A 17,486-nucleotide genomic window follows, 5' to 3' on the forward strand; every position below is an offset into this window, starting at 1 on the left:
GAGTTATCGGAGCAAATTTGTTAAATCATCCCCCTCTCCCGCAGGAGAAGGGGCATTTGCCGTACCTGTCAGAACTTATGGCGCAAGCCGACGTTGAACAGCGTCGGATCGTTGCCGTTGGCGGCGGCGCCATTCAAAGCCGCGCTGGAATCGTTGCTCGTGTGCGAGAGTGATGTGTACACGCTGGTACGCTTGGACAGGGCATGCGTATAACCGATGGCGACTAACGTCGAGTTGGCGTCGGATACATCGCGCACGTTGTTTCGGATGTACGACAGCATCGCCGTGCCCGCACTGCCCACCGGCGCCGACAGGCCGAGCAGCCAGTTGCGGTTCTTGACGTTCGCGCCAGGCGTATTGCTTTCCAGTTTGCTGTCGCCATAACCGAGGTGCGCCTTGGCAGGGCCGAAGTTGTACACGGCACCGATAAACGCGTGCTTCGTGTCGGTGACGGACGGCGCTGCGGTCGTGTTGGCGTTGTGATAGCCGAATTGCACATTGATCGGACCGTTCACATAACCCACGCCCAGACCATACTGCCGGTTGTCGGAAAAGCTGCCTGGCGATTCGCCCAGGACGTAGCTGACCTGACCGGAGAACCCGTTCATGGCCGGGATCGAATAATTGATCGTGTTGTCGGTGCGAAGCGGGTATGACCCAGCACCGAACATGAGCGACGCATCGCCCGCCAGTCCGACTTCGAACGGATCGATTTCGGCCAAGGCAAGGAACAGCGGCGCCCACTGGCGGCCAAGCTTGACGGAACCGAAGCCGCCATTCAAACCGACCCATGCCTGACGGCCAAACAGGCGCCCAGTCTGGGTGCTTGCGCCGGAGTCGCTATTGAACCCGTTTTCGAGCTGGAAGCTCGCCGACAGGCCGCCGCCGAGGTCTTCGGAGCCCTTGAACCCGATTCGGCTGGGCAGCTGGGTCCCGTTATCGAGGCTGTAGGTGCGCGAGTTCGCGGCGGCGCCATTGTCGGCGTAGTTGAGCGCGATATCGAGCACGCCGTAGACAGTGACGTTGGACTGTGCGGAGGCTGTACCTGCGAGCGCTCCCATAACCGCAAAAGCGAGAAGTGTTTTTTTCATTGTTGGACCTGCGATGTGATGGAAAAAATATCGTGGCTAAGCGTGCGGCAGAATGGCCGTTGTCAGCGCCCTGCCGGCGTGTCGGACATGCGTGGTTGTCGTCGTCTCCTCAAGTTGTAAGTAAAGACTCTCCCCCGGCTGCGTATTGGCATACGTTGCCGTTTTCCCCTTTGAAGGGCTTCTCGATTGGTTTGCTTGCGCGGCTAGCGCCTGGGTGGCGCCATGCGGGTGAAGGAATTCAGCCGCGGGCGAGCTTCCGCTTATTGAAACGGAAACCCGCGGCTTCTTTCGCTGCGATGTCTAGATGCCGCCCATGCACAGATATTTGATCACCAGGTAGTCGTCCATCCCGTACTTCGATCCCTCGCGGCCCAGGCCCGATTGCTTGACGCCGCCAAACGGCGCTACTTCGTTGGAGATCAGACCGGTGTTGATACCGACCATGCCGCTCTCCAGGCCTTCCGCGACACGCCAGATGCGGCCGATGTCGCGCGAATAGAAATAGCTGGCAAGGCCGAACTCGGTGTCGTTGGCCATCGCGATCGCCTCCGCGTCGTCCTTGAAGCGGAACAGCGGCGCGAGCGGGCCGAAGGTTTCCTCCTTCGCCACGCGCATGTCGGACGTGACGTCGGCAATTACAGTCGGCTCGAAGAAGGTACGGCCGAGCGCATGGCGCTTGCCGCCGGTCAGAACGCGCCCGCCCTTGGCGATGGCATCGGCCACATGCTGCTCGACCTTCTGCACGGCGTCGCCGTCGATCAGCGGGCCTTGCGTGACGCCCGGCTCCAGGCCATTGCCGACCTTGAGCTTTTTCACCGCGGCGACCAGCTTGTCGGCAAACGCGTCGTACACGCCGTCCTGCACATAGATGCGGTTGGCACAGACACAGGTTTGCCCTGCGTTGCGATACTTGGACGCGATCGCGCCTTCCACCGCGGCGTCGAGATCGGCGTCGTCGAACACGATGAAGGGCGCATTGCCGCCGAGTTCGAGCGACAGCTTTTTCACGGTCGCGGCGGATTGCTGCATCAAGAGGCGCCCCACTTCGGTGGAACCGGTGAAGCTGAGTTTGCGCACGGTCGGGTTGGATGTCATCTCGCTGCCAATCGCACGCGCGTCGCCCGTAATCACGGAGAACACGCCGGCCGGCACGCCGGCACGCTCGGCCAGCACTGCCATGGCGAGCGCAGAATACGGCGTGCTTTCGGCCGGCTTCACGATCATCGGGCATCCGGCGGCCAGCGCCGGCCCGACCTTGCGCGTGATCATCGCAGCCGGGAAGTTCCACGGCGTGATTGCGGCGCACACGCCGATCGGTTCCTTCACCACTACCAGGCGGCGGTCGCTCCAGGGCGAAGCCAGCGTGTCGCCCGCCACGCGCTTGGTTTCCTCGGCAAACCATTCAATGAAGGAAGCGGCGTACGCCACTTCGCCCTTGGCCTCGGCCAGCGGCTTGCCCTGTTCAACCGTCATGATCTGCGCGAGATCGTCGGCGTTGGCCAGCATCAGGTCGTTCCACTTGCGCAGGACCGCGCTGCGCTCCTTCGCCGTCTTCGCGCGCCAGCCGCGCCACGCTTCGTTGGCAGCGGCAATGGCACGGCGCGTTTCGGCCGTGCCCATGTGCGGCACATGACCGATCACCTCGCCGGTGGCGGGGTTGGTCACGGCAAAGCTTTCGCCATTGTCGGCGTCGCACCACTGGCCGTTCAGGTATGCCTGCATGCGCAGCAGCGACGGGTCTTTCAATTGCAGCATGATATTCCTCTCAGTATTTGGCCGCAGCCTTGTTGCGCCCGCGCAGCCATTCCAGCGCCAGCAGCAGGCAGGTTGAGAACACGATCAGGATGGTCGCCAGCGCGGCAATCGCCGGGCTGATGTTTTCGCGAATGCCGGCGAACATCTGGCGCGGCAGCGTCGACTGGCTGGGGCCGGCGACAAACAGCGTGATCACGACTTCATCGAAGGAGGTCGCAAACGCGAACAGCGCGCCCGAAATCAGGCCCGGCGCGATCACCGGCAGCGTGATCCGGAAGAAGGTGTACAGCGGGCCGGCGCCCAGACTCAGGCTGGCGCGTACCAGGTTTTGATTGAATCCCTGCAGCGTGGCCGACACGGTCGTGACGACAAAGGGTGCGCCCAGCGCGGCGTGCGCCAGGATCAGGCCGGTGTAGGTTTCCGACAGGCCAATCTGCGCGAAGAAGATGTACACACCGGCGCCGACCACCACCACCGGCACCACCATCGGCGAAATCAGCACCGCCATGACCACCGCCTTGCCGCGGAAATCGGACTTGTTCAGGCCAACCGCCGCCAGCGTGCCGAGCACGGTGGCCAGCAGCGTCGCCGCCGGCGCAACGATGAAACTGTTCTGTGCGGCGCGCACCCAGTCGTCCGATTCGAACAGCGTCTGGTACCAGCGCAGCGAAAGGCCGGGCATCGGATAGGACAGGAAGGTGCTGTCGGCAAACGACAGCGGAATGATCACCAGGATTGGCAGCATCAGGAACAGCAGCGTCAGCAGATTCAATCCGCGCAGCGTGAAGAACCACGCGCGTTCGGTGAACGACTGGTACGGTGCGAAGGTCGGCAGTATGTGTTTCATCGTTTTTTCCTTTTTCACGCCCCACTCCCTCAGGGGGAGCGGGAGTCACCCCATGCTCACGTCCATCTTGGCGAAGCGCCGGTACACGCCGTACAGCACCAGCGTCGCCGCGAACAGCAGCGCCCCCAGCGCGCACGCCATGCCCCAGTTGATCGTCACGTTGATGAAGTAGGCGACGTAGTAGCTGACCATCTGCTCGTTGGTGCCGCCCAACAGCGCCGGCGTGATGTAGTAGCCGAGCGCGAGGATGAACACCAAGAGCGCGCCGGCGCCGACGCCCGGATAGGTTTGCGGCACATACACGCGCCAGAATGCGGCGAACGGATGGCTGCCGAGCGAAACCGCAGCCCGCATATAGGTCGGCGGGATCGATTTCATCACGCTGTACATCGGCAGGATCATGAACGGCAGCAGGATGTGCGTCATCGAGATATACACGCCGGTGCGGTTGAACAGCAGTTCCAGCGGCCCATTAGTCAGGTGCAGCGCCATCAGGGTCTTGTTGACCAGGCCTTCCGATTGCAGCAGCACCATCCAGGCAGCGACGCGCACCAGGATGGAAGTCCAGAACGGGATCAGCACCAGGATCATGAACAGGTTGGCGCGCCGCTCCGGCATGGTCGACAGCCAGTACGCCAGCGGATAGCCGAGCAGCAGGCAGAACAGGGTCACGCCCAGGCTGATGACGAAGGTCCGCACGAAAATCTGCTGGTAAGCCGACTGCTCCTCATCGACGCGCACAATGTTGCCCATGCTGTCCTGGCGCAGGTCGAGCGACGCGAGCAGGTAGTAGGGCGAATAGCGCGAGCCGTTCTTTGCGATCGCCTGCCAGTATTCCGGCTTTCCCCATTGTTCGTCGATCTCGATCAGCGCTTGCCTGGTTTCACCGGGCGTCATCGGCTTGCCGTCGGCGCCTTGCAGCGGCATGGCGCGCGCGGTCTTCATGATGACGGAGCGGGCGCCGGGCAGCTCACTGTTGATGCGGCGCGCCAGATTGCCGGCGGTGCTGTGTTCGCGTGCGACGGCAAGATCGGTGGCCAGCGCGGCGAACGCGGCGTCCGGCGGCGTGCCGGTGCGCTTCCAGCCCTTCAGCGCCACCACCGTGTTGGGCAGGGTATCTGCGACTTCCGGGTTTTCGACGGCGCGCTTGAGCAGGATCGCAATCGGCGCGACGAAGACAACCAGCAGGAAAATCATCAGTGGCGCGATCAGCGCCATGGCTGACAGGCGCTTGCGCAACTGAGCCCGATGCAGTTCGCGCTTCAGCTGTGCGGTGGATGGCTCGGCGACAGGCAGATCGATGGCCGGAGCGATTGCGGAAGTAGTCATATCGCAATATCAATCAGGATGAGAGATGCCGCCGCACTGCTTTTGGCGATACGGCATCAAGCCGGCCGGGACGGGCAGGACAAGCCCGCCCGGACGGGGGAGACAGACAGGATTACTTCGCGGCCCAGGCGGCAAAGCGCTGTTCCAGTTCTTCGCCGTGGTCGGCCCAGAACTTCAGGTTTGCCTGCACTGCCGTCTTGGCATTGGCGGACGACGTCGGCAGTTGCGACAGCAGCTTGTAATCCATGCGCTTGAACGCGTAGTTGTTCACCGGACCATAGGCGATCTTGGTTGCATAGACATGCTGCGCTTCCGGCGTGCTGGAATACGCGATGAATTTTTCCGCGAGATCCTTGTTCTTTGCGCCCTTCGGGATCACCCAGTAATCGAGGTCGTATACCGAGCCGTTCCAGGAAATGGCGAGGTTCTTGCCTTCGCGCTGGGCTGCGTCGATGCGGCCGTTATAGACGGACGACATCACCACGTCGCCGGCGACGAGGAACTGCGGCGGCTGCGCGCCGGCTTCCCACCACTGGATATTGCCCTTCAGCTCGTCGAGCTTCTTGAATGCGCGATCGACGCCGGCCTTGGTCGACAGCACGTTGTAGACCTCCTTCGGTGCCACGCCGTCCGCCATCAGCGCGAATTCCATGTTGAAGCGGGCGCCCTTGCGCAGGCCACGCTTGCCCGGGAATTTCTTGACGTCCCAGAAGTCTGCCCAGCTCGTGGGCGGCGTTTTCAGCTTGTCGGCGTTGTAGCCGAGTACAGTGGACCAGACGAACGCGCCGAGGCCGCATTCATGGATGGCAGCCGGCATGAAGTCTTCCTTCTTGCCAATTTTGCTGATATCGATTTTTTCCAGCAGTCCTTCGTCGCAGGCGCGGCCAATTTCGCCGGACTCGATCTCGACCAGGTCCCAGCTCACCTTCTTGGTCTCGACCATCGCCTTGAGCTTGGCCATTTCGCCGTTGTATTCGACCACCGTCACCTTGTTGCCGCTCGCTTTCTGGAACGGCTCGACATAAGCGGCCTTTTGCGCCAGCCCATTGGCGCCACCGAAATTGACTACGGTCATTTCGCCGGCATGGGCAAAGCCGGCAGCCACGGCGGCGGCCAGCAGAATCGGTTTGAGTGCGTGTTTCATCTGTGCTCCTTCTCTCGGACTGTTGTTGAAAGGGATCGGTACGGACATCCGGTCGTCCAGCCGGATGGTCCTGAATGCGCCCCTTCTTGTGCGGGGGCGTCATCCGGTATATCGGTTAGCTGAAGATACGCAGGCGTTCCGGCTCGATGCCCAGCCGGACCGGCATGCCTGTTTCGAGCCCAGGCAAGGCCTTGTCGTTGAGCGCGATCTTGACGAAGCAGTCATCCTGCTTGTTGAGCGCGCAGCGCACACGCACGTGGTCGCCGAAATAGATCATGTCGGACACGGTAGCGGACAGCGCGTTGGGCACGGCCGCATCGGCCGCATGTAAGTGGATGCGCTCGGGCCGCACGCAGGCGGTCACCTGCTGGCCGGCTTGCGCCGCGTTGATGTTGAGGCCGTCCAGCAGGCTGCCGTCCGGCAGGCGCATCGCGCACTGGCCGCCGGCGACGGTCGCCACCGTGCCGGACAGGCGGTTGTTGTCGCCGATGAAGCCGGCCACGAACTGGTTCTGCGGGTATTCATACAGCTCGTCAACCACCGCCAGCTGCTGGATCACGCCCTGGTCGAACACCGCGACGCGGTCGCTCATGGTGAGCGCCTCGCTCTGGTCGTGGGTGACATAGACGAAGGTGACGCCCAGCCGCTGGTGCAGCGCCTTCAGTTCGAGCTGCATGTGCTCGCGCAATTGCTTGTCGAGCGCGCCCAATGGTTCGTCCATCAGCACCAGCTTGGGCTCGAACACGAGTGCGCGTGCCAGAGCGATGCGCTGCTGCTGGCCGCCCGACAGCTGCGCCGGATAGCGGTCGGCGAATTTCCCCATCTGCACCATGTCGAGCGCCTGCTTCACCTTCGCGGCGCGCGTGCTGCCGTCGACGCCGCGTACCGTCAGCGGATAAGCGACGTTCTGCGCCACCGTCATGTGCGGGAACAGCGCGTAGTTCTGGAACACCATGCCGATGTTGCGCTTGTGCGGTGGCACCTTGTTGAGCAGCTGGCCGTCGAGCCGGATCTCGCCGCCGGTCGGGAATTCGAAGCCGGCCAGCATCATCAGGCAGGTCGTCTTGCCCGAGCCGGACGGCCCGAGCAGGGTTAGGAATTCGCCGCGCTCGATGTTGAGGTCGAGGTGCTTGACGACCAGGTGTTCGCCGTCATAGGTCTTCTTGACGCCGCGGAATTCAACCAGCGTGTCGCGCTTTTCTGTATGTATCACGGAGTGTCTCCATTTATCGACCGGAAGCGGTACATTGCCGCTCCGGCTTTACAACATGTCAAGCCTCAAGCAATGCCGCTTCCAGGATGGCCAGCGCTTCATCCATCACATCGTCGCCGATAGTGAGCGGGAACAGAAAGCGAATGACATTGCTATATACCCCGCAGATCAGAAGTAGTAAACCTTTCTGCAGCGCGCATGCTTGCACTTTTTTGGCAAACTCCGCATCGGCCTCGCCGGTCGCGGGATTTTTGAACTCGACCGCGACCATCGCGCCCAGTCCGCGCACATCGGCGATCTGCGGCACCTTCTTGCGCAGCGAATGGAGCTTTTCCTTCAACTGCATGCCGAGGCGCTCGGCGCGCTCCGTCAGCTTTTCTTCCTCGATCACCTCCAGCACCGCGAGCGCGGAGGCCACCGCCAGCGGATTGCCGGCATAGGTACCGCCCAGCCCGCCTGGCGCCGGCGCGTCCATTATCTCGGCACGGCCACACACCGCCGACAGCGGCATGCCGCCAGCCAGACTTTTTGCCATCGTCATCAGGTCCGGCACCACGCCGTAATGCTCCATTGCGAACAGCTTGCCGGTGCGCGCGAAGCCGGTCTGCACTTCATCGGCGATCAGCAGAATGCCGTGCTGGTTGCACAGTTCGCGCAGCGCGCGCATGAATTCCACCGGCGCCGGGTAGAAGCCGCCCTCGCCCTGTACCGGTTCGAGAATGATCGCGGCGACGCGCTTCGGATCCACGTCGGCCTTGAACAGGTATTGCAAAGCCGTCAAGGAATCCTCGGTGCTGACGCCGTGCATCTCGATCGGGAACGGCGCGTGGTACACGTCACCCGGGAACGGACCGAAACCGACCTTGTACGGCACTACCTTGCCGGTCAGCGCCATGCCCATCATGGTGCGTCCGTGGAAACCACCGGTGAAGGCGATCACCGCCGGGCGGCCGGTTGCGGCGCGGGCGATCTTGATTGCGTTTTCGACCGCTTCGGCACCGGTCGAAAACAGCGCGGTTTTCTTTGCATGATTGCCGGGCGTGATCGCGTTGATGCGTTCGGCCAGCTCGACATAGCTTTCGTAGGGGACGATCTGGTACGCGGTATGGGTGAAGCGTCCGAGCTGCTGCTCGATCGCCTTCATCAGCTTCGGGTGGCGGTGGCCGGTATTGAGCACGGCGATGCCGGCGGCGAAATCGATATAGCGGCGATTCTCCACATCCCAGATTTCGGCATTGGACGCGCGGTCCGCATAGAATTGGCACATCACTCCGACGCCGCGCGGTGTGGCGTTATCTTTGCGCTTCTGTAGATCAGCGTTTTTCATGTCTGCTCCGTTTATATGTTGTGGAGCAGATACTAAGGCCGCTTTGGCGCTACAATGTAGATCCACTTTGAATTATTCGATGGAGCCACTTTGCGGGTCGCTGCCCTCTCCGATTTCCTGCTTCAACGCATCGACCGCAGCTGCGGCAAGCCGGTCAACCGGCAGCTGTACCAGGTGATCCGCGAAGCCATCCTGACCCATGTGATGCCGGTCGGTCTGCAGCTGCCTTCCTCGCGCGACCTGGCGCGCGAACTGAGCATCGCCCGCAACACCGTCACCTACGCGTACGAACAACTGATGGCCGAAGGCTACCTGGAAACGCGCGCGGGAGCGGGCACCTTTGTCGCCGACACCGTGCCGGACCAAATCCCGGAAGTGGCCGCGAGCAACTCCCTGCGCCCGATGCAGGCCGGCAGCCTCGGCCTCTCGGAGCGCGGAGCGCAACTGGTCAAGCATGCTGGCGCCTACAAGTTCCAATGGGGCGCATTCATGCCGGGCGTGCCGGATGTGACCGCGTTTCCGAACAAGGTGTGGAGCCGCCTGCAGAACAAGTACTGGCGGCGCTCGCGCTCCGAGCTGCTGACCTATGGGCACGGCGGCGGCCATGCGCCGCTGCGCGAGGCGATCGCCGAATACCTGCGCGTCGCGCGTTCGGTCAATTGCAGCGCCGAACAAGTCATCGTCACCTCCGGCATCCACCAGTCGATCGACCTCGCCTCCAAGCTGCTGGCCGATGTCGGCGACCGCGCCTGGGTGGAAGATCCCTGCTACTGGGGCACGCGTAACGTGCTGACCTCGCTGAACCTGAAGCCGGTGCCGATCGCGGTCGATGCGGAGGGCATCAGCCCGCGCAATTCGGACCTGCGCCACCCGCCGCGCTTCATTTTCGTCACGCCGTCCCACCAGTACCCGCTGGGGCAGGTGATGAGCCTGTCGCGCCGGCGCATGCTGCTGGAATACGCCGACATGCACAACGTCTGGATCATGGAGGACGATTACGACAGCGAATTCCGCTATGCCAGCCGTCCGCTGGCGTCGCTGCAGGGCATGGATACGCACGATCGCGTCCTGTATTTCGGCTCGTTCAGCAAGACGCTGTTCCCGGGCCTGCGCGTTGGCTTCGTGGTCGTGCCGCTGGCGCTGGCCGACGCGTTCGCGACCGGACTGTCGGACCTCTACCGCTGCGGACAGTTATTTACGCAGGCGGTGCTGGCGGACTTCATGGTGGAAGGGCATTTTGCATCGCACATCCGCCGCATGCGCGTACTGTATGCGGAGCGCCAGCAACTGCTGCGGGAAGCGATCAGCCGCAACTTCGGCGATGCGCTGGCCATTTCCGGCGACGACGCGGGACTGCATCTGGCGTTGCTGCTGCCCGAGCGTTGCGACGACGCCGCGGTGTGCCGCCAGGCGCAGGAGCAAGGCATCATCGTGCGGCCGCTGTCGGGCTATTACATGAAACCGTCGCGCGCAAAGCCCGGTCTCATTCTGGGATACGCATGCGTGCCAAGCGAGATGGTCGGTCCGACCTTCGATCGTCTGGCCGGCATCATCCGCCGCCACTTGTGATGCGCGACGGGCGTCCTCTTGTGCTGCGCGATGAACGATTCCCGGATCAATAACCGCGCCCGATGAAGCGCGCCTATCATGTTTGGCGGCGATATTCGAGATACTCCATCTGTATATAATGCAGCGAAGCGCCGCATCCGCGCCGCTCCATTTCCGTGCGAATAGCTTCCATGCCCGTCTCCCTCGATAACCTGCTCGTCGTCGGCATCTCGTCCCGCGCCCTGTTCGATCTGGAGGCGGAGGAAGCGATCTTCCGCACCCAGGGCCTGGAAGCCTACCGCCGGCACCAGATCGAAAATGAAAACGAAATCCTGAAACTGGGCGCCGGTTTCGCACTGGTGCGCGCATTGCTCAAGCTTAATGTGCTGACTCACAACCGGCGCTTTGTCGAAGTCGTCATCATGTCGCGCAACTCGTCCGAGACGTCGATGCGCATTTTCAATTCCATCAAGCATTACGATCTCGATATCACGCGCGCCGTGCTATCGGGTGGCTCGTCCCTGGCGCCTTACCTGAAAGCGTTCAACGTCAGCCTGTTCCTGTCGTTGCACGAAGACGACGTACAGGCGGCAATCGATTCCGGCGTGGCTGCCGCGCGCCTCTACCAGAAGCCGGAAAACGCGCTTGAAGAACTGGACCAGATCCGCATCGCCTTCGACGGTGACGCGGTGATTTTCTCCGATGAATCGGAAAAGATATTCCAGACGCAAGGCATCGAAGCCTTTGAAAACCACGAGCGCGAAAATGCCCTGAAACCGTTGCCGGAAGGGCCATTTGCGCGCCTGCTGAAGGCGCTGTCCTATATCCAGAACAACCTCACGTCGCCGGACGGCCGGTCGGCGCCGATCCGCACCGCGCTGGTCACGGCGCGCTCTTCCCCGGCGCACGAGCGCGTCATCCGCACGCTGCGCGCATGGGATGTGGCAATCGACGAAACCTTCTTCATGGGCGGCGTCGCCAAGTCCGACGTACTGGCCGCCTTCAAGCCGCATATCTTCTTCGACGACCAGCCGGGCCACTGCGACCGCGCCGCGCCGCTGGTGCAGACCGGGCTGGTTCCGCTCAAGCAGGTGCCGCCGGCCGCGCCCGGACACTCCTGACGGCCGGGCGCAAAAAAAGCCGCTCCCCGTCAGGGCGAGCGGCTTTCGTGCCAAAGGGCGTGCCGGTCAGCGTTGTGCCACCGAGTCCATCACGCACAGCGCCGTCATGTTGACGATCCGGCGCACCGAGGCCGACGCCGTCAGGATATGCACCGGCTTGCGGCAGCCGAGCAGGATCGGGCCGATCGCGATGCCGTTGCCGGCGGCGGTCTTCAACAGATTGTACGAAATGTTGGCGGCATCGATGTTCGGCAGCACCAGCAGGTTGGCGTCGCGCTTCAACGGCGAATCCGGCATCAGCTGCTTCAGCAATTCCGGGTTGAGCGCGGCGTCCCCATGCATCTCGCCGTCGACTTCCAGTTCCGGATCCAATTCGCGAACCAGGTCCAGCGTAGCGCGCATCTTCTTGGCCGACTCGCTGTTGCTGCTGCCGAAGTTCGAGTGCGACAGCAGGGCCGCGCGCGGCTGCAGGCCGAAGCGGCGCATTTCCTCCGCTGCCATGATGGTGATCTCGGCCAGCTGTTCCGCGGTCGGATTCTCGTTGACGTGCGTATCGACCAGCACGATCTGGCGGTCCGGCAGGATCAGCACATTCATCGCCGCATAGACATTGACGCCTTCACGCCGGCCGATGACCTGGTCGACATAGTGCAGGTGCAGCGGCACCGTGCCGAAGGTACCGCAGATCATGCCGTCGGCATTGCCCTTGTGGACGATCATCGAACCGATCAGTGTATGGCGGCGGCGCATTTCCAGCTTCGCCCACTGCTCGGTGACGCCCTTGCGGCGGGTCATCGCCAGGTATTCCTGCCAGTACTCGCGGTAGCGCTCGTCGTATTCCGGATTGACGACTTCGAAATCGATTTCAGGGCGCATGCGCAAGCCGAATTTCTCGATGCGCTGCGCCAGCACGGCGGGGCGGCCGACCAGGATCGGCTTGGCCAGCTTCTCGTCGATCACCACCTGCACCGCGCGCAGCACGCGCTCGTCCTCGCCCTCGGCGAACACGATGCGCTTCTTGCCGGCCGGCGCTTTCTTCGCGATCTGGAACACCGGCTTCATGAAGTTGCCGCTGTGGTAGACGAATTGCTGCAGGTTGTCGGTATAAGCCTGCATGTCCGCGATCGGCCGGCTCGCCACGCCCGACTCCTCGGCCGCCTTGGCCACGGCTGGCGCGATCTTCATCATCAGGCGCGGATCGAACGGCTTCGGGATCACATATTCAGGCCCGAACGACAGGTTGCTGATGCCGTAGGCGGTGGCAACGATGTCGGACTGCTCCACCTGCGCCAGCTCGGCGATGGCACGCACCGTCGCGATTTCCATTTCCCGCGTGATGGTGGTCGCGCCGGAATCGAGCGCGCCACGGAAGATGTACGGGAAACAGAGGACGTTGTTGACCTGGTTCGGATAGTCGGAACGGCCGGTCGCGATCACGGCGTCGTCGCGCACCGCCTTCACCTCTTCCGGCAGGATTTCCGGGGTCGGGTTGGCCAGCGCGAGGATCAGCGGCCTGGCATTCATCTGCTTGACCATTTCCGGCTTCAACACGCCGCCGGCGGACAGGCCGAGGAAGATGTCAGCGCCGGGGATCACGTCCGACAGCGTGCGCGCGGCAGTGTCCTGCGCGAAGCGCGCCTTGTCCGGGTCCATCAGTTCGGTGCGGCCCTTGTACACCACGCCGGCCAGGTCGGTCACATAGATGTTCTCGATCGGGAAGCCGAGGTCAACGATCAGGTCCAGGCAGGCCAGCGCCGCCGCACCCGCGCCGGACACTACCAGCTTGCAATTCTTGATGTCCTTGTTGACGACTTTCAGGCCGTTGAGGATGGCCGCGCCGACGATGATGGCCGTGCCGTGCTGGTCGTCGTGGAAGACCGGGATCTTCATGCGTTCGCGCAGCTTGCGCTCGATGTAGAAGCACTCCGGCGCCTTGATGTCTTCCAGGTTGATGCCACCGAACGTCGGCTCCAGGGCTGCGATCACGTCGCACAGCTTGTCCGGGTCGGTTTCGTTGACTTCGATATCGAACACGTCGATGCCGGCGAATTTCTTGAACAGCACGCCCTTGCCTTCCATGACCGGCTTGGCAGCCAGCGGGCCGATCGCGCCCAGCCCAAGCACGGCGGTGCCGTTGGTGATCACCGCCACCAGGTTGCCGCGCGCGGTGTATTTGAATGCATTGGCTGGATCGACAACGATTTCCTCGCAGGCGGCCGCAACGCCGGGAGAATATGCCAATGCCAGATCGCGCTGGTTGGTCAGTTGCTTGGTGGGGGTAACGCTGATTTTTCCGGGGATGGGGAATTCGTGATATTCGAGCGCCGCTTGACGCAACTGCTGGCGAATTTCTTCTTTACGATCAGGAGATTCCATGATGCGGCGTTCCTTTTTGGATTGCGAAAACGTACGATTTTATCAGAGCCAATAATCTTACTTTATACGTATTTGTCCTAACAGCGGCCATGCGATCAGGAGCACTTCTTTCGATGCGCGCCCACAGCAAAAATGCGCAAAAACATAAAAACTATCAATTGAATTTAAACAATTAATTTCATTAATCAATAAACAGATCCTATTATTCACTCCGTACCAATTGATTTTAACGAATCCCTCAGGAGTGAACCATGGCACAGCAGAATTCCGTCACCATCCAGAACCTCGAAGCCGCATTCGCCGGCGAATCGATGGCGCATATCAAGTACCGTTACTTCGCCAAGGTGGCGCGTGAAGCCGGCGCCCATGACGCCGCCAAGATTTTCGAAGAAACCGCCGAGCAGGAAGTCATGCATGCCTTCGGCCACCTCGACCTGCTTTATCCGAAGGCAAAGCTGACGCCGGCCAAGGCGCTCGAAATCGCAATCGAAGGCGAAACCTACGAATATACAGAGATGTATCCGAAGTTCCGCCACCTGGCCGTGGAAGAAGGCAATCAGGCGGCGGTAGCCGAGTTCGACGAGCAGATCGCCGAATCGAAGGAGCACGCCGACGCCTTCCGCCGCACGCTTGAAATCGCCGCCAAGCGCTTCGCCGCGCTGGCCAAGGTGGAAGAACGTCATGCGAACAATTACCGCCAGGTGCTGGCCGCCACGCAGCAATAAGCCAGACAGGCCAACCGACATTCATTCAGAGAGGAACACCATGAAAACTTATCAATGCATCGTTTGCGGATTCGTGTACGACGAGGCGGCCGGCATGCCGGAAGACGGCATCGCAGCCGGCACGAAATGGGACGATATCCCCGCCGAATGGGAATGCCCGGATTGCGGCGTGGCCAAAGCCGACTTCGAGATGGTCGAAATCTGAACGTTTCGCTCCCGCCGCAAGCGGGGGCGAGACTCGAAAAGCGGGGACGAGACCCGCAAATAGGGAGAAACATGAAGCCGCTCATCATCATCGGCACCGGCCTGGCCGGCTACACCGTGGCCCGCGAATTGCGCAAGCTCGGCAATAGCGCACCCATCATCCTCATGACGGCAGACGACGGCGGCTTCTATTCCAAGCCCATGCTGTCGAACGCCTTCGCGCAGAACAAAGCGGCGCAGCAACTGGTCACCCAGAGCGCCGCCCAGATGGCGGCCACGCTCGGTGCCACCATCCTGACCAGGACGCGCATCGGCCACATCGACGCCGTCGCCAAGACCGTTACCGCAGGCAATGCCACTTTCGAATATGACCAGCTGGTGCTAGCGCTGGGGGCGCAGCCGATCCGGCTCGCACTGGCCGGCGATGCCGCGCACCAGGTGGTGTCGGTCAACCATGTCGACGATTACGCGCTGTTTCGCAACCGGATCGCCGCCCTGGGTCGGCCGGCGCGCGTGGCGATCCTTGGCGCCGGCCTGATCGGCTGCGAGTTCGCCGATGACTTGGCCGGTGCAGGCCACCAGGCCACGCTGATCGATCCGAACGCCCTGCCGCTGTCGGCGCTGGCCGCCCCTGCCCTGTCGCGCGGCTTGCACGCTGCCTTGCGTGCGCGCGGCGTGGCCTTCCACGGCGGCACGACGGCCGCGCGCGTCGACCAGAACAACGAGGCGCTGCGCGTGTGGCTGGCCGACGGCACAAGCATTGACGCCGACCTTGTGCTGTCCGCCGTCGGCCTGCGTCCGGACTTGACGCTGGCGCAGGCCGCCGACCTCAAGACGGCGCGCGGCATCGTAGTCGATGCGTATGGACAAACCAGCGCGCCCGGCATTTATGCGCTGGGCGACTGCGCCGAATACAGCGACGCGGATGGTTCGCGCGTCCTGCCGTACATCGCACCGTTGATGGCTGCGGCGCGCGCTATTGCCCGCACCATCGGCGGCCAGCCGGCGCCGATCGACCTGAAGCCGGCGCCGGTCGTGGTCAAGACGCCCAGCTATCCGCTGGCGCTGGTGCCGCCACCGCCGCAGGCGCTGGCCGGCGGGGAATGGCACACGACGCAGCACGGGACGCGGGCGATCTGCCGCTTTTATGACCATCAGGGAATCATGCTGGGGTTCGGCGTGGCGCCCCAAGACGCCGGCGTGCGCCTGCAACTGGTCGGCGAACTCGGCAAGCGTGCGGAACAGGCCGCCTGATATCCCCCTGACAGGCTGATAAAGCGCTGCGCCATTCGGTACAATCGCGGCATGTTGTCCGAATTCGACCTGATTGCGCAGTATTTCACCCGCCCTGCGCGCGACACCGTCCGGGTGGCACTGAGCGTGGGCGACGATTGCGCCTTGATTGCGCCGTCGCCCGGCATGCAGCTGGCCATCTCCACCGATATGCTGGTCGAGGGCCGGCATTTCTTTCCCGGCGCCGATCCGTTTTGGCTCGGTCATAAATGTCTCGCGGTAAATCTTTCCGACCTCGCCGCCATGGGCGCCAAGCCGCTGGCGTTCACGCTGGCGCTGGCCTTGCCCGATTCCCGCGCCGAATGGCTGGCGCCCTTTTCGCAAGGCATGCTGGCGCTGGCCGATGCGCACGGTTGCGAACTGATCGGCGGCGACACGACCAAGGGGCCGCTCAATATCTGCATCACCGTGTTCGGTGAAGTGGCGCCGGGCCAGGCGCTGCGGCGCGACCGGGCGATGGTTAGCGACGATATCTGGATTTCCGGCACGCTCGGCGATGCGCGCCTGGCGCTGGCAGGCTATCGCAACGAACTCGCGCTGGACGCCGATGCGCTGGAAGCGGCAGCACAGCGTATGCACGCGCCCACGCCGCGCGTTGCGCTCGGCCAGACGCTATGCGGACTGGCGCATGCGGCCATCGACATTTCCGACGGACTGGTGGGCGACCTCGGCCATATCCTGCAGCGCTCGCGGGTGGGCGCGACGCTCGACGCCGACGCCTTGCCGGCCGGGCCGATGCTGTCCATGCAACCGCAGGATGTGCGGCGGCGCTGCGCGCTGGCCGGCGGCGACGACTATGAACTGTGCTTTACCGCACCGGCGAAGCGGCGCGCCGAAATCCTTGACGCCGCCCGCTCGGCCGGCATCGCCGTCACCCGCGTCGGCACCATCGAATCCGCTCCCGGCCTGCGCCTGGTCGGCGCGAACGGCGCACCGCTGAACCTGCAACTCTCCTCTTTCGATCACTTCGCCTCCCCATGACCACACTGGAACCCGGCCAGACCGCCTACGTCACCAAACCGAACGCGCGCTTCATGCTGTCCCACCCGGCCCATGTGCTGGCGCAGGGCTTCGGCAGCGGCCTGTCGCCTGTCGTTCCGGGCACGTCCGGAACGCTGTTCGCTTGGCTGGCGTTCAACGCCCTGTCGGCGCGCTGGCCGCAATGGTTCACGCCGCTGCACTGGGCGATCGTCATCGCGGCGGGATTCGTGATTGGCGTCTGGGCTTGTCACCGCACCGGGCGCGATCTTGGCATCGCCGATCATGGCAGCATGGTGTGGGATGAAATCATCGCCTTCTGGCTGGTGCTGCTGCTCCTGATGCCGGCCGATTTCCAGACCCAGCTGTGGGCCTTTGTCTGGTTCCGCTTTTTCGACATGGTGAAGCCGGCCCCGATCCGCTATTTCGACCGGCATCTGAAAGGCGGCTTCGGCGTGATGTGGGATGACATCCTCGCCGCGTTTTACACGCTGCTGGTGTTCGCCGTGTGGCGCGCCATCTGACCGAGAGCGAA

General features: G+C 62.9%; 15 protein-coding genes. 7 read left to right on the forward strand and 8 right to left on the reverse strand.

All coding sequences use genetic code 11. The features are described from left to right. Positions 1-68: 68 nt before the first annotated feature. The 7 genes from TSA66_RS21660 to TSA66_RS21690 all read right to left on the reverse strand — a co-directional run bounded on the left by TSA66_RS21660 (position 69) and on the right by TSA66_RS21690 (position 8,706). Complete coding sequence (locus tag TSA66_RS21660; protein ID WP_040041482.1) at positions 69-1,091, reverse strand: porin; 1,023 nt, start codon at positions 1,089-1,091, stop codon at positions 69-71. A gap of 300 nt (positions 1,092-1,391) precedes the next feature. Then, positions 1,392-2,846: an NADP-dependent succinate-semialdehyde dehydrogenase gene (gabD, locus tag TSA66_RS21665; protein WP_040041483.1), complete on the reverse strand. Its 1,455-nt coding sequence runs from the start codon at positions 2,844-2,846 to the stop codon at positions 1,392-1,394. 10 nt (positions 2,847-2,856) lie between these two features. Further along, positions 2,857-3,693 (reverse strand): ABC transporter permease, encoded by an 837-nt coding sequence (locus tag TSA66_RS21670; RefSeq protein ID WP_040041484.1) that lies wholly within the window; start codon positions 3,691-3,693, stop codon positions 2,857-2,859. Positions 3,694-3,738: 45 nt separating this feature from the next. Beyond that, complete coding sequence (locus tag TSA66_RS21675) at positions 3,739-5,022, reverse strand: ABC transporter permease (protein ID WP_052452508.1); 1,284 nt, start codon at positions 5,020-5,022, stop codon at positions 3,739-3,741. A gap of 112 nt (positions 5,023-5,134) precedes the next feature. Next, positions 5,135-6,166, reverse strand: coding sequence for an ABC transporter substrate-binding protein (locus TSA66_RS21680; RefSeq protein WP_040041485.1), 1,032 nt, complete (start codon positions 6,164-6,166; stop codon positions 5,135-5,137). Positions 6,167-6,281: 115 nt separating this feature from the next. Next, complete coding sequence (locus TSA66_RS21685) at positions 6,282-7,379, reverse strand: ABC transporter ATP-binding protein (RefSeq protein ID WP_408639493.1); 1,098 nt, start codon at positions 7,377-7,379, stop codon at positions 6,282-6,284. A gap of 58 nt (positions 7,380-7,437) precedes the next feature. Then, positions 7,438-8,706 (reverse strand): 4-aminobutyrate--2-oxoglutarate transaminase, encoded by a 1,269-nt coding sequence (locus TSA66_RS21690; protein ID WP_040041486.1) that lies wholly within the window; start codon positions 8,704-8,706, stop codon positions 7,438-7,440. 90 nt (positions 8,707-8,796) lie between these two features. Between TSA66_RS21690 and pdxR the strand changes: the two genes are divergently transcribed. Next, positions 8,797-10,275: a MocR-like pyridoxine biosynthesis transcription factor PdxR gene (pdxR, locus tag TSA66_RS21695; protein ID WP_040041487.1), complete on the forward strand. Its 1,479-nt coding sequence runs from the start codon at positions 8,797-8,799 to the stop codon at positions 10,273-10,275. Positions 10,276-10,445: 170 nt separating this feature from the next. Next, a complete protein-coding gene (locus TSA66_RS21700) occupies positions 10,446-11,375 on the forward strand; it encodes a 5'-nucleotidase (protein ID WP_040041488.1) in 930 nt (309 codons plus the stop codon). Positions 11,376-11,441: 66 nt separating this feature from the next. Here TSA66_RS21700 and TSA66_RS21705 read toward each other — a convergent pair whose 3' ends face one another. Continuing rightward, a complete protein-coding gene (locus TSA66_RS21705) occupies positions 11,442-13,751 on the reverse strand; it encodes an NADP-dependent malic enzyme (RefSeq protein ID WP_040041489.1) in 2,310 nt (769 codons plus the stop codon). 251 nt (positions 13,752-14,002) lie between these two features. On the opposite strand from TSA66_RS21705, the gene TSA66_RS21710 reads away from it, so the two are divergent. From TSA66_RS21710 to TSA66_RS21730, 5 genes are all read left to right on the forward strand, one after another. Next, entirely contained in the window at positions 14,003-14,476 is a 474-nt protein-coding gene (locus tag TSA66_RS21710; RefSeq protein WP_040041490.1) for a rubrerythrin family protein, read from the forward strand. Positions 14,477-14,516: 40 nt separating this feature from the next. Next, a complete protein-coding gene (locus TSA66_RS21715) occupies positions 14,517-14,681 on the forward strand; it encodes a rubredoxin (RefSeq protein ID WP_040041491.1) in 165 nt (54 codons plus the stop codon). Between the two features lie 71 nt (positions 14,682-14,752). After that, positions 14,753-15,934 (forward strand): FAD-dependent oxidoreductase, encoded by a 1,182-nt coding sequence (locus tag TSA66_RS21720; protein WP_040041492.1) that lies wholly within the window; start codon positions 14,753-14,755, stop codon positions 15,932-15,934. A 51-nt stretch (positions 15,935-15,985) separates the two neighbouring features. Then, on the forward strand, positions 15,986-16,954 hold the full coding sequence (gene thiL, locus TSA66_RS21725; RefSeq protein ID WP_040041493.1) for a thiamine-phosphate kinase: 969 nt from the start codon (positions 15,986-15,988) through the stop codon (positions 16,952-16,954). Continuing rightward, entirely contained in the window at positions 16,951-17,475 is a 525-nt protein-coding gene (locus tag TSA66_RS21730) for a phosphatidylglycerophosphatase A family protein (RefSeq protein ID WP_040041494.1), read from the forward strand. Before thiL ends, TSA66_RS21730 begins: the two co-directional genes overlap by 4 nt. Positions 17,476-17,486 lie beyond the last annotated feature (11 nt).

The organism is Noviherbaspirillum autotrophicum, from assembly GCF_000818395.1.
GTDB classification, from domain to species: Bacteria; Pseudomonadota; Gammaproteobacteria; order Burkholderiales; family Burkholderiaceae_D; genus Noviherbaspirillum; species Noviherbaspirillum autotrophicum.

What these genes read in the sequence shown, in the direction of transcription:
- TSA66_RS21670 (WP_040041484.1), bottom strand. Translation starts at nt 3,693, where the DNA reads ATGAAACACATACTGCCGACCTTCGCACCGTACCAGTCGTTCACCGAA.
- TSA66_RS21680 (WP_040041485.1), bottom strand. Translation starts at nt 6,166, where the DNA reads ATGAAACACGCACTCAAACCGATTCTGCTGGCCGCCGCCGTGGCTGCC.
- gabD (WP_040041483.1), bottom strand. Translation starts at nt 2,846, where the DNA reads ATGCTGCAATTGAAAGACCCGTCGCTGCTGCGCATGCAGGCATACCTG.
- TSA66_RS21730 (WP_040041494.1), top strand. Translation starts at nt 16,951, where the DNA reads ATGACCACACTGGAACCCGGCCAGACCGCCTACGTCACCAAACCGAAC.
- TSA66_RS21660 (WP_040041482.1), bottom strand. Translation starts at nt 1,091, where the DNA reads ATGAAAAAAACACTTCTCGCTTTTGCGGTTATGGGAGCGCTCGCAGGT.
- TSA66_RS21700 (WP_040041488.1), top strand. Translation starts at nt 10,446, where the DNA reads ATGCCCGTCTCCCTCGATAACCTGCTCGTCGTCGGCATCTCGTCCCGC.
- TSA66_RS21705 (WP_040041489.1), bottom strand. Translation starts at nt 13,751, where the DNA reads ATGGAATCTCCTGATCGTAAAGAAGAAATTCGCCAGCAGTTGCGTCAA.
- TSA66_RS21720 (WP_040041492.1), top strand. Translation starts at nt 14,753, where the DNA reads ATGAAGCCGCTCATCATCATCGGCACCGGCCTGGCCGGCTACACCGTG.
- TSA66_RS21710 (WP_040041490.1), top strand. Translation starts at nt 14,003, where the DNA reads ATGGCACAGCAGAATTCCGTCACCATCCAGAACCTCGAAGCCGCATTC.
- thiL (WP_040041493.1), top strand. Translation starts at nt 15,986, where the DNA reads ATGTTGTCCGAATTCGACCTGATTGCGCAGTATTTCACCCGCCCTGCG.
- TSA66_RS21715 (WP_040041491.1), top strand. Translation starts at nt 14,517, where the DNA reads ATGAAAACTTATCAATGCATCGTTTGCGGATTCGTGTACGACGAGGCG.
- TSA66_RS21690 (WP_040041486.1), bottom strand. Translation starts at nt 8,706, where the DNA reads ATGAAAAACGCTGATCTACAGAAGCGCAAAGATAACGCCACACCGCGC.
- TSA66_RS21675 (WP_052452508.1), bottom strand. Translation starts at nt 5,022, where the DNA reads ATGACTACTTCCGCAATCGCTCCGGCCATCGATCTGCCTGTCGCCGAG.